This is a genomic window from Ruminococcus callidus ATCC 27760, assembly GCF_000468015.1.
Taxonomy (GTDB): Bacteria; Bacillota; Clostridia; order Oscillospirales; family Ruminococcaceae; genus Ruminococcus_C; species Ruminococcus_C callidus.
Genome location: NZ_KI260421.1, coordinates 2,958 through 15,229 on the forward strand (window position 1 = coordinate 2,958; position 12,272 = coordinate 15,229).

A 12,272-nucleotide genomic window follows, 5' to 3' on the forward strand; every position below is an offset into this window, starting at 1 on the left:
TCGCCAGACGCTCTTTGTGCGGTATTGCCTAAGAAAAGCTTTTAGATCGTTGCCTTTTTGCCCAGATACAGCGGATATTCCGGAGAACCGGTCAGTACGCGGTTTTCAGAAATGGTCACGTTTTTGTCTGCAACAATGGCATCAATATTGCAGCCCTCGCCGATCTCTGTACCCTGCATCAGAACGCAGTTGCGTACAACAGCACCCTTGGCGATCTTGACACCGCGGAACAGAACGCAGTTTTCCACTGTGCCCTCGATCATGCAGCCGTCTGCCACCAGAGAATTCTTGACGTTGGATTCCAGACCGTATTTTACCGGTGCATTGTCACCGACCTTGGTGTAGATCGGAGCTTCGCTGTTAAAGACGTTGTTGCGGGTGTCCGTATCCAGCAGAGCCAGATTTGCCTTATAGTAAGCTTCCAGACTGTCGATCTTGAAGAAGCGTCCCTTGTGTTCGTATGCCTTGAAAACGAAATCGTCCTTCCGTGCCTGAAGCAGGTCACGGATCAGGCTTTTCTGGTTCTTGCTGATTGCTTCCAGAACCACCTGCTTTAAGAAGTCCGTGGTCATGATGAACATATCCAGAGAGATGTTGCACTCGCCGGACAGCATCGGATTGGTCAGAACTTCCTTAATGGTGTTTTCTTCGTCGATTTGCAGAATGCAGCCGTTTGTGCTCTTGTCGCGATTGTACAGACCCTTGGCATAGATCACGGTAATATCTGCACCGCTGCTCTGGTGCTGTGCCAGTGCATCAGTGAAGTCGATCGTGGTTACCAGATCGCTGTTTGCCAGAATGACATACTGTGCCTTGGTGTGCTCTACGAAACTCCAGATATTGCTCAGTGCTTCCAGACGACCCTGATAGGTACCGCCGCCGACCTGACTGAACGGCGGCAGCAGGTGCAGACCGCCCTTTTTCCGAGCCAGATCCCATTCACGGCCGGAACCCAGATGATCCAGCAGGGAGCCATAGTTGGACTTGGTGATAACGCCGACTTCGGAGATGCCGGAGTTTACCATATTGGAAAGCGGAAAGTCTACCATGCGGTAACGTCCGCCGTAAGGGATCGAACCCATTGTCCGCAGCTTGGTCAGATCGATCACTGCGGAGTCATTGATACTTGCAAAAATTAACCCTAAAACATTCTGATTGATACTCATTTTACGCCACCGCCTTTACAGATTTTCGGAAATAATTTCTTTCGGAAGGACACGCTTGCCGGAAGAGATCGTGATATTATGACCGAGAACGGCGATGCCCCAATCGTCACGGTTCGGGACGGATTCCGGATTCATACCGATCATGGCGTCAGATTCAACCACGCAGTTTTCACCGATGATCGCATATTCTACAACAGCGTTTTTCTTGATGGTGGTGCCGGGCATAACAATACTATACTTGACAGAAGCACCTTCTTCAATGGTGACACCGGAGGAGATGATAGAGAAGTCCACGGTGCCGTCTACCACGCTGCCCTCTGTGATCATGGAGTTTTCCACGTGTGCATTTTTACCGATGTACTGCGGCGGCATGTTGTTGTGGCGGGAATATACTTTCCAGTTCGGATCGTACAGGTTCAGCGGTACGCTGGGGCTGAGAAGATCCATGTTGGCTTCCCACAAGCTGTCCAGTGTGCCGACATCTTTCCAGTAGCCCTCGAATTCATAGGCGAACAGGCGTTCGTCATTTGCCAGCATTGCCGGAATAATATCCTTACCGAAGTCCTTGGAACCGGTGTTGGCGTTTTCATTTTCGATCAGATACTTCCGCAGCTTCTCCCAGGAGAAAACATAGATACCCATAGAAGCCAGTGTGGATTTCGGTTCCTTCGGCTTTTCGGTGAAGTCTACGATACGGCCTTCTTCGTCGCAGGTCATGATGCCGAAGCGGGAAGCTTCCGAACGGGGAACGTCGATAACAGCAATGGTGCTGTCTGCATTATTGGCGATGTGGTAGTCCAGCATTTTGGAGTAATCCATTTTATAGATATGGTCGCCGCCCAGAACGATCACATATTCCGGATCATAGCGTTCGATAAATGCCATGTTCTGATAAATGGCGTTTGCAGTGCCCTCATACCAAGATGCCCCTGCGGCGGTCTGATACGGCGGCAGGACATGAACACCGCCGTGCATTTTGTCTAAATCCCACGGCTGACCGTTTCCGATGTACTCGTTCAGCACCATGGGCTGGTACTGTGTCAGAACGCCAACTGTATCGATGCCGGAGTTGATGCAGTTGGAAAGCGGGAAGTCGATGAAGCGATTCTTACCGCCGTAGGGGATTGCCGGTTTTGCAACTTTTTGAGTCAGGGCATACAGCCGGCTGCCCTGTCCGCCAGCCAGCAGCATGGCGACGCACTTTTTCTTGATCTTCATGATATTCCTCCTAATATAAATTCAAAATTCCGTATGGAATGGGTCAAGCTAAACTTTTGAATACACAAATATACTTTAGGCAATAAGGGATTACACACTTTCTGACTTTGTGACTTTCTTTTTTCGGGCGGAAACCGATGCTGTCGGTTTTGCTGCACTTTCTGTGCGGATCACGGTTTTTTTCGGTTTTACGGCTGCTTTTTTCGTTGTGGTACTTTTCGCCGCAGTGGTTTTTCGCGGTGCCCGTTTTTTCACTGGTGCATATTCCAGATACAGTACAGACAGGGGAGCCAGTGTCATAGAAATGCACTGCTCAAAGCCGTGCATGGAAATCGGCAGGGTTTCGAATTTCTTTTCGGTGATGCCGCTGCCGCCGTAGACTGCCGCATCCGTGTTGAATACAGTTTGATACCTGCCCTCTTTGGGAACGCCGATTTTGTAATCGTTCCGCTGTACCGGACAGAAGTTGCAGATCGCAATGATCTCTTTTCCGTCGTCGTCGATGCGGCGGAATGCAATGACGCTTTGCTGGTAGTCGTCGTGGGAGATCCAGCTGAATCCTTGCCACGAGTCGTCGTCCTGCCACAGTGCAGGGTGTTCCAGATAGAACTTGTTCAGATCCTGTGAAAACTGTTCCATTTGTTTGTGAGCCGGCTGTTCCAGCAGCTCCCAATCCAGTTGCGTTTCATAATTCCACTCGTTTTTCTGAGCGAATTCCTGTCCCATAAAGAGCAGCTTCTTGCCGGGGTGAGCCATCATATAGCCCAGGAACGCACGGTAAGAGGCAAATTTTTCTTCCTCGTTCTGCCCGCTCATTTTCTGGAGCATGGAGCATTTTCCATAGACGATCTCGTCATGGGAGATCGGGAGAATGTAGTTTTCCGAGAAACAGTAGAAGAACGAGAATGTCAGCTTGTCGTGGTTGAACGCCCGATAGATCGGGTCTAATGAGATATAGCTGAGCATATCGTTCATCCAGCCCATATTCCACTTGAAGTTGAATCCCAGACCGCCCATATCCGTGGGCTTCGTCACCATCGGCCATGCCGTGGATTCTTCTGCGATCATCAGAATGTCCGGATTCCGTGCAAAGGCGGCTTCGTTCAGGTGCCGCAAAAAGTCTACCGCTTCCAGATTTTCGTGTCCGCCGTAGACGTTGGGCCGCCATTCGCCGTCCGGTCGGTCGTAGTCCAGATAGAGCATCGATGCTACCGCATCTACCCGCAGACCGTCCAGATGAAAATCTTCCAGCCAGCAGCAGGCACTGGAGATCAGGAACGAGCAGACTTCGCCTTTTCCGTAGTCAAATACTCTGGTGCCCCAGCCCTTGTGTTCCATTTTCAGGGGGTCGGCATATTCATAGCAGTATGTACCGTCGAACTCGCAGAGCCCCATAGGATCCTTCGGGAAGTGTGCCGGCACCCAGTCCAGAATGACACCGATGCCTGCCTGATGAAACATGTCTATCATTTTCCGGAAGTCGTCCGGTGTGCCGTGTCGGGAGGTCGGTGCGAAATAGCCGGTGACCTGATACCCCCACGAGCCGTCGAACGGGTATTCCGTCAGCGGCATAAATTCAATGTGGGTGTAGGACATCTTTTTCAGATAGGGAATGATCTCCTCTGCGAAGCCGATATAGCTGGGGAACTTTTCCTCCGGCTTGTGCTTCCACGAAGAAATGTTCACCTCGTAGATGTTCATGGGGCTTTTGTAGGGAACGTGTTTTTTCTTTTCCAGCTGCCAGTCGCGGTCCTCCCAGACATAGCTGCTTTCGAACAGCTTGGAAGCCGTTCCCGGCCGTCGCTCATAGTGAGCGGCATAGGGGTCGGCTTTGTCCAGAATCTGACCGTCTTCAGTTTCGATGCTGTATTTATAACTGTCAAATTGTTTCAGTCGGGGCAGCTCTGCCTCCCATACCGTGTCAGAGATCTTGTACATCGGGTGACAGGTGCGGTCCCATTGGTTGAATGAACCGATGACAGATACACTCTTGGCGTGAGGTGCCCAGACGCGGAAACGATAGAACTGTCCTCTGCCTCGTCGGAACGGGTGTGCACCAAAGAATTTATGTGCTTCAAAATTTTTCCCCTGATGGAATAAATACAGTGGAAAATCATTTGCAGTGGTTTTCTGTGCGGATTGCATAGCATACCCTCCTTTTGTTTTCTATTCATATTTTAACATATATAGGAATGTATTGCAAGTTATTTTTGTGGTAACTAGTAAATTTCATAGAAACAACCAGAATTAAACTTGTATTTTCGGCATGTTGCACAAGCAGATAGACTGAGAATAGACACTATGTATCACATTTGTTACGACTGTAGCAGTCTTGCGGCACAAACTGTCACGTCGTCCCGTCGATTTCCGCCGGCAAAAATTTCTGCCTTGTCACAAATTTCCATTACGATTTGCTCCAGATCGCTGCTGCTCTCCAGAAGCTGCCGAATGAGGGGATACGTTTCCTCGCTGACTCCGTCGGACAGCATCAGAATGATGTCATCGGGGTAGAGCATCACGTGCCGCACAGAGGCTTCGCCCTCCGGCTCCAGTCCCAGCGGGAATGTGGTGGCACTGATGCGGGAAACCTTTCCGCCGTGGCGGATCAGGGTGGCGGCGGCACCGGATTTCATCATGGTCATTTCGCCGGCATCGAGATCAAAGCGGGCAACATCGAGGGTGGCAAAGGTTTCCTGCGGGGACTTGGTGAGAAGCAGTCCGTTCATCATGCGGATTGCCGCCGTCCCGCAAATGCCGCCGCTGATAAACTTGCGGAACAGTTCTGTTGTCATGCGGGATTCGATCGCAGCATTTTTGCCGGTGCCCATGCCGTCAGACAACACCAGATAGGGATTGCCGGCGTTGTCGGTGAACAGCAGTGCCGTGTCGCCGGAGATCGTTTCCTGACTGGCGTGGAGGGCGGAAGTGAAATGTTCCAGCCGGTACTTCGGTCGCTGGCAGAGCCGATAGCGAACCGTGTCACCGGAGAAGATCGGATCCAGTTCTTCCAGTGTCAGATTCAGCGATTCCGACAGAATGTGTTTGATCGTAGGCAGGCAGCCGTCCAGCTCCCGTCCCTGACAGCACATTTCGATCATCAGCCGGTCGGATTGTGTGTGGTATACGGCGGCGGAGTCACAGGGGTAGCCGTAGTGCAGCAGCTTCCGGCGGACAGTGTCGCTCAGTTCGCTGCTGTAGCGGATATGCAGATGGTCACTGGTCGCATGCAGCAGGTCTTCTGCGGCTGCCAGCTGTTCCAGAAGTACCGTGCGGCTTTCTGCTGTCCGTGCCGCCAGAAACCGTGCCTTCCGGCGGTTGGCGGCGTGGCGGGAAAACAGTGCCCGCAGTCGTTCCTTCCGGCTGCAATGTGCCAGTTCCTCCGGAATCGGCGGCAGGTCTGCTCCGAGGTGGGATTCCATTTTCCGGAAGCCGGTGAGGGTTTCCTCGTATGCCGATTCCCAGCACCGCAGCTTGTGGCGGCAGCTGCCGCAGACGGTTTCGCAGACTTCACGGGTGGCATCTCCGGTGGGTTCTTCCTGCGGCAGAATGGCTGCAATGGCATCGGTATCTTCCCGCACACTGCGAATGGCATCTGCCATGTATTGCAGACGGGAGGACAGGGGCAGCGTGTTGTCGGAACGGTCGGGCAGGTCGGTGACCAGCCACTTGTCCAGCCAGCTGCTGTCCAGAAACAGAAAGGCAGCACTGCCCAGAAACAGGTTGATGACAGCGGAGATCTGGAGCAGGCTGGTGCCGAATGTAATCAGTGCCATAAGCGAGAACAGGAAGAATACGCCGGCGATCAGGAAACGGTTTTTTTCTGCCAGATACCCTACCAGCAGACCGCCCACCGGCAGGATCAGCAGGGGCATGCCGGCTTCCGGCGAGCCGAGGATCGCACCGCAGGCAGAGAGTGCACCGCAGATCACACCGCCGGCACAGCGGAATTTCTTTGCCCCGATCAGCGTAACTGCGACGCTGATGATGCCGCCGGCGTTCATGGAGGGAATTCCATAGCAGCTGAATGCTGCCACCGTCAGAATCAGAACCACCGCCGCGGCACAGCCGTCTGTGGAACGCAGCGGGATCTTTCCGGTAGAACGGACGCTGGCAAAGACAGCGTGCATAAAGTAGGAGGCACAGCCGGTGAGGGCGGCAGTCATGGTGTAGCCGATCACCTCCGCACCGCTGGCGTGGAACAGCAGGGAAACGACAATGCCGGAAAAAAAGACACACAGTCCGGTGCTGCATGCGATGCCGGCGGAAGTTTTGGCAGGGCGTTTCATCACCCGCAGGCAGACGACCACCACCAATGCAAATAGCAGGGGCAGATTGTCCAGCATGGTGTTGGAGATGAGGTAGGAGATCAGGCTGCCGGCAAGCACGGAAACGGCACCCGCAGAGCCGAGGTTGGCGGCAATGGCAATGGGCAGCGGAGAAGTCATGTTGCCCACATAAGTTCCGGCGAGGAGCAGACCGGAGAGAAATCCGCCGCAGCTCTCATAGAGCATGCGGGGAACGCGGGGACGGCGGAGAAGCTGGGAACGGCTGGGATTGTGCATGGTGGAAACGTCCTTTCTTTGCGGCGGCACGGTGATGCTGCCTTGAAAATGCTTTGTGGCAATACCGCACAAAGAGCGTCTGGCGACTTTGCACGCCATCTGCTTGCAAATTTTCCGTCATATTTCACAAAAATGCTCGTGAATACATCAAGTATTCACTCTGCTTTTTGCTCCATCTGACGGAAAATTTGACGACGCATCTGTCGCACAATCTTTGTGCGGTATTGACGTGTGTATCTATTATAACGATATGTGGAAAAAATATCTGTCAGAATCTCTTGCACCATTTTAGGACAATGTGCTTGAATCTGCGGCGGCAGGGCGGGCAATCGGGAGAAGGTGCGTTTCCGGTCAGTTTGGCGAAAAAATCAGAGCGTGTTTCCGTATTTGGAGAACACGCTCTGATTCTTATGGCAACCCCGCACAAAGCCCGCCTGACGGCTTTGCACGCAATCTACGTGCAGATTTTTCGTCATATTGCCCAGAAATCCCTTGCCATACGGAAAGTATGCCTGCGGAATTTCTATGCAATCTGTCGACCGAAAAATCTGACGACGCATCTTACGCACAAGCTTTGCGCGGTGTTGCCTTACTTCTTCTGATATTCTGCCAGCACATGCTGCAATTCCTGAATGTACAGTTTTGCGGCACGGCTGGTCTGTGTCTTGGGGTTGGAGATCCAGCCGATCTCCATGCGTTCCGCCGTATCCAGCGGCACAGAAACAATGTCGCCGCCGTTCAGGTCGGCACTGACCATACCGCTGCAAATGGTGTAGCCGTTGACTCCGCGGAGCAGGTTGAACAGTGTCGCACGGTCGCTGACGCGAATGCTCTTTTTGTGCGGCACTGTGCTGAGCAGTTCTTCTGCAAAGTAAAAGGAGTTGTGGACACCCTGTTCAAAGCACAGGAACGGATATGGCTCCAGATCTGCCGTGGTGACGGAACTGCGTTTTGCCAGCGGGTGAGCCGCCCGCAGAAAGACGTGTGGCTCTGCCATTGCCAGCGAGTGGAATTCCAGATGATATTCCTCCAGCATGGCACGAAGCACCTTTTCGTTGAAGCTGCTGAGGTAGAGGATCCCGATCTCGCTGTCGAAATTGCGGACATCTTCCATGATCTCATGGGTGCGGGTTTCCCGCAGCGTGAACTCATAGGACTCCGGCGAGAGCCGCTGGATCAGCTGTACAAAGGCATCGACAGCAAAGGCATAGTGCTGTGTGGAAATGGAGCACCGCTGCCGTGTCTGTCGGGTGGCACCGTAGTGCTGGTGGAGCAGGTCTGCCTGTTCTACCACCTGTCGGGCGTAGGAGAGGAACTCTCTGCCGTCCTCCGTGAGAGCGATTCCTCTGGCGGAACGGTGGAAAATGAGAATGCCGAATTCTTCTTCCAGCGTGCGGACAGCACTGGAAAGCGTCGGCTGTGCCACGTAAAGCTGCTTGGCAGTTTCACTGATAGAGCCGTGTTCCACAATGGCAATGACGTATTGCAGCTGTTGTAATGTCATGACCGGTTTCCTCAAATGGTTTCGATCATGCGGAGCACAATGTCTGCCACACGCTTGGCGGCAATTTTTTCGAACTGGTCAAAAGACATTGCCCCTTCATCGTCGGCGTTGTCCGAGATGCAGCGGACGCTGACGAACGGCACCTGATTCCGGTATGCACACTGTCCCACAGCTGCACTTTCCATATCCACCGCATAGGGTTCCAGCCGCTGCTGGATTTCAGCCTTGACAGCACTGTCTGTGACAAAGGCTTCGCCGGAAACGATACGTCCTACAAAAGACTTCACGCCGAACTCTGTGCAGGTCTTCACTGCCAGATCAATCAGAGCCTTGTCAGACGGATAGATGCCGCAGTAGGGCGGGTAGTCTTTCAGGAAGTGCAGATCCAGATCATGGGGAAGAACCTCGCTGGAAACGACTACGTCGCAGACGTGGATCTGGTTGTTCATGCCGCCGGCGATACCGGCATTGATAACTGCTGCCGGCTGGAATGTGTCGATCAGTGCCTGCGTGCAGAGGGCAGCGTTGACTTTTGCGATGCCGCTGCAAACATGGACAATGCGGGTGTCGCCTACCTGATTGATGTAGTAGTCAAAGCCGGCTTTTTTCTGAATTTTCGAATCCGGCAGACCGTTGCGAATGTCTGTCAGTTCCGACGGCATAGCCCCGATGATTCCGATTGTTTTCAACATAAAAAATTCTCCTTGTTAATTGGTGTGAAATTGTGCCTGCATCTGAATCGGTTCTGCCCGATAGAATGCGGAGCTGACCAGTCCGTCCACGCCGGTGGCAGCATATTCGGTGACGTTTTCTTCTGTGAGGTTTCCGGCGGCAACTACGGTGCAGTGGGGATATGCTGCCTTTACCTGTTCCACTGCTGCTGCCAGTGCGTCAGGCTGCAGCTGGAAAAACTGAATGGCATCTACGCCGACAGACAAACAGCGGAGAGCCGTTTCTGCGGAAGTGGTTTCCACAAAGACTTTCTTTTCACAGAAGTGGCTTTTCTGCTGGGGATACCGTTCCAGAAAAACGTCCAGACCGCCCATGCAGGCGATATGGGTTTCATAGATCAGGACAGTTTCCGACAAGCCCATGCGGTGCGGAATCACGCCGCCGGCAACCACTGCCTTGGTGACCAGTGCTTTTGTACCGGGGAAATGTGCCCGTGCCGCAGTCAGAGAAATGGCAGGGGAAATTTCCTGTACCCGATTGAGCATGTTTCTGGCTTTGGTGGCAACGCCGGAACAGTGGGAAAGCAGGGACTGACAGATCTTCCACGCACGGTGCAGGTCACAGACGCTGCCCTCTGCGGTGAAGAACAACTCGCCGGCTCCGATCTGTGTGCCGGTGGGGAGGGAATAGGCGGTGGAAAGTCCCAGCTTGGAAAGAATGCGGGAAACCTCCTCGGTGCAGCAGAGCACGCAGGGCTCGCGGGTGTAGAAAGACAACGAGCCCGGCTCGTCCCCGATGTCCAGCCCCAGTGTGGTCAGATCCAGATACGGGGTATCCTGCTGGATCAGGGCATCTAGTTCGCTGTCCGGAATATAGATCAGATCGCTACGCATTGTGATCGCTCCTTTTTCATTGTGATGCTACCATTATACCACAAAACCGCTGTGTTGTCCACTGATTTTCTTTTTCGTTTCGGGCGGATTGCTTTCTTTTCGAAATGAGGCGGTAAAAAGGAACAGGAAAGTTTTGCAACAAATTTTAGGACTGTACTGCACAATTGCCAAACGGGAGAAAATGTGATATAATGATGATAGATTGTCAAGTCAAGTGCAACACAATCAGAGAAAAATAGATTTCTGAAGAGGTCTTAAGGAAGTATAGATTGACAGAAAGGTTATTTATGAAAAGCAAAAGAAAACTACGATTTCTCATACCTATATTCTGTATCGTTCTATCACTTGTCATCTATCGTTTGGCGAATGGCTTGATGAGAGAAAGAGAATTTCAGCATATGCCAGAAATATATGAGATACCGAATACTTCACAAGTGTTTACGCAAAACAATGTCACGACAGTTCGGACGAATTATATCATAAAAAGTGAGTATACGGATTTGGATCTGCTGCATCAAAAAGTACAGGATTTTATTTATGATAATAATATCATCAATACCTCGATCAACTGTTCAGAAACAGAAGAATACTATATAAACTTAAGATTCTATCGCATTAGTGAACAGCTTCCTTTTGATTTTGAACAAATATCGGGATTCGGGGGAGATGTCATTGAAAATCACACTGAAGATTTGATTGCAAGAGTTTCTGTTTATTCTGATTCTCCATATCAATTGAGTTACAAGTTATGGAATAGAACAGAGAATGATAAAGATGGCTATAATGATGTGATAGAGGAAAGGTCTTTTTATGAAGCACTGCGAGGCGTTGCATCATGATAATCTGAAACAACATGGAATTTGAAAAATTCATTTTTACTTTTATCCCAATTCTGTTCTGTATTGCTCATCTAAAATGAAAATCAAAATTCACCAATATATCCATATATTTTTAGGACAATACATCTCAACAATACGAAAAAGAATTGGGACTTACTTTTTATGCTCAAGCTGTATCTAACTGACAGAACAATAAGATCGTTTTATACTCACTCCGTATTTTTGCTGGGTGAGTTTTTTATTTGATACTTTAGGAGTTGATTATGCGGCAATGTATTAGGAAAATGCACAACGTCTATCTTCTTTAATTGACAAAAACTGTGGAAATATGCTATAATACCAATAGCACATCTGGATATGTGTAAGTGCAGTTATGATTGCAGAAAGGTGAAACGACCATGAAATATCGAAAACTCACAGACATCAATCAGGAAATGACAGCCTCCGAGAACGCCTTGCAGCAGGCAGATCAGGCATTTCTGGGCGAACTGCAAAAGGTGGCAGAATCGATCCGGCAGACTGCGGCAGAGCGTCCGGTGATCCTGCTGGCAGGTCCCTCTGGTTCGGGAAAGACCACGACGGCATTTTTGCTGGAACGGTTTCTGGATCGCTGGGGTGTGGAAACGCATACGATTTCCATGGACAATTTCTTTTCCACTATGACACCGCAGCAGCGGGAATTGTCCGTCAAGGGCAAGCTGGATCTGGAATCGCCGGCACGGGTAGATATTCCCTATCTGAATCAGCAGCTGCAAAAAATCATTGCCTGCGAACCCACATGGTTGCCGCGGTATGAATTTCCCACAACCACGCGGATCGATCAGGACTGGCAGCTGACGCGAAAGCCCAACGAACTGTTGCTGCTGGAGGGAATCCACGCCCTGAATCCGGAAGTCATCACCATTCCGGAGGAGATGACCGTGCGGATTTACGTCAGTGTGCGGACGCGTGTGACCAACGGGGAAACTGTGCTGCACCCGTCACGTCTGCGGCTGATGCGGCGAATGCTGCGGGATCGGAACTTCCGGCATCGCAGCGTGGCAGAAACTTTGTCCATGTTCGAACACGTGCAGGCAGGGGAGCACAAGTATATTGCCCCGTATAAGAAGCGGGCATTGTTTTCGGTAGATACGTTTTTGCCTTATGAGCTGGGCATTTATAAAACCTTGCTGGACGGGGAACTGGAAGCGGAAATGCAGCACCCTCTTCTGCGGGAATTGCGGCAGATGTGGGACGACGTAGAACCGCTGCGGCTGGAACAGGTGCCGGCGGATTCACTGGTGCGGGAGTTCGCAGGGGATAGTGCGTTTCATTATTGAGGGGAATCGATTCGGGTGGAACTGGAAATTTTTGCGGAAGCGTAGCTTCTGAGTCTGCCGTGTCAAAACCGTCCGGCGGAATTCGCTCGTACCTCGCTG

At 51.5% G+C, this 12,272-nt stretch carries 10 protein-coding genes; 3 read left to right on the forward strand and 7 right to left on the reverse strand.

The genetic code is table 11. The annotated features are described in order from the left end of the window. Window positions 1-41: 41 nt before the first annotated feature. The 4 genes from glgD to RUMCAL_RS09335 form a co-directional block, all read right to left on the reverse strand. Entirely contained in the window at window positions 42-1,166 is a 1,125-nt protein-coding gene (gene glgD / locus RUMCAL_RS09320) for a glucose-1-phosphate adenylyltransferase subunit GlgD (protein ID WP_021682524.1), read from the reverse strand. Window positions 1,167-1,181: 15 nt separating this feature from the next. Then, on the reverse strand, window positions 1,182-2,384 hold the full coding sequence (locus RUMCAL_RS09325) for a glucose-1-phosphate adenylyltransferase (RefSeq protein WP_021682525.1): 1,203 nt from the start codon (window positions 2,382-2,384) through the stop codon (window positions 1,182-1,184). A 90-nt stretch (window positions 2,385-2,474) separates the two neighbouring features. Next, window positions 2,475-4,529, reverse strand: a complete 2,055-nt coding sequence (glgB, locus tag RUMCAL_RS09330) for a 1,4-alpha-glucan branching protein GlgB (protein ID WP_021682526.1) — start codon at window positions 4,527-4,529, stop codon at window positions 2,475-2,477. 170 nt (window positions 4,530-4,699) lie between these two features. Further along, a complete protein-coding gene (locus RUMCAL_RS09335) occupies window positions 4,700-7,045 on the reverse strand; it encodes a SpoIIE family protein phosphatase (protein WP_040647757.1) in 2,346 nt (781 codons plus the stop codon). 203 nt (window positions 7,046-7,248) lie between these two features. Between RUMCAL_RS09335 and RUMCAL_RS15555 the strand changes: the two genes are divergently transcribed. Then, the gene (locus tag RUMCAL_RS15555; protein WP_156902512.1) at window positions 7,249-7,548 is read left to right on the forward strand and encodes a hypothetical protein; all 300 of its coding nucleotides are present in this window, start codon (window positions 7,249-7,251) and stop codon (window positions 7,546-7,548) included. Here RUMCAL_RS15555 and RUMCAL_RS09345 read toward each other — a convergent pair. From RUMCAL_RS09345 to modD, 3 genes are read right to left on the reverse strand one after another with little or no spacing between them, the layout of a single operon-like run. Then, window positions 7,536-8,450, reverse strand: coding sequence for a LysR family transcriptional regulator (locus RUMCAL_RS09345; RefSeq protein ID WP_021682530.1), 915 nt, complete (start codon window positions 8,448-8,450; stop codon window positions 7,536-7,538). The genes RUMCAL_RS15555 and RUMCAL_RS09345 overlap by 13 nt on opposite strands. An 11-nt stretch (window positions 8,451-8,461) precedes the next feature. Continuing rightward, window positions 8,462-9,142 carry a 5'-methylthioadenosine/adenosylhomocysteine nucleosidase gene (locus tag RUMCAL_RS09350; protein ID WP_021682531.1) on the reverse strand — a complete coding sequence of 227 codons (681 nt, stop codon included), beginning with the start codon at window positions 9,140-9,142 and terminating at the stop codon, window positions 8,462-8,464. A gap of 15 nt (window positions 9,143-9,157) precedes the next feature. After that, window positions 9,158-10,015 (reverse strand): ModD protein, encoded by an 858-nt coding sequence (gene modD / locus RUMCAL_RS09355; protein WP_021682532.1) that lies wholly within the window; start codon window positions 10,013-10,015, stop codon window positions 9,158-9,160. 287 nt (window positions 10,016-10,302) lie between these two features. Between modD and RUMCAL_RS09360 the strand changes: the two genes are divergently transcribed. Further along, a complete protein-coding gene (locus RUMCAL_RS09360) occupies window positions 10,303-10,854 on the forward strand; it encodes a hypothetical protein (protein ID WP_021682534.1) in 552 nt (183 codons plus the stop codon). A 398-nt stretch (window positions 10,855-11,252) separates the two neighbouring features. Next, on the forward strand, window positions 11,253-12,173 hold the full coding sequence (locus tag RUMCAL_RS09365) for a uridine kinase family protein (protein ID WP_021682535.1): 921 nt from the start codon (window positions 11,253-11,255) through the stop codon (window positions 12,171-12,173). The last annotated feature ends 99 nt before the right edge of the window (window positions 12,174-12,272 follow it).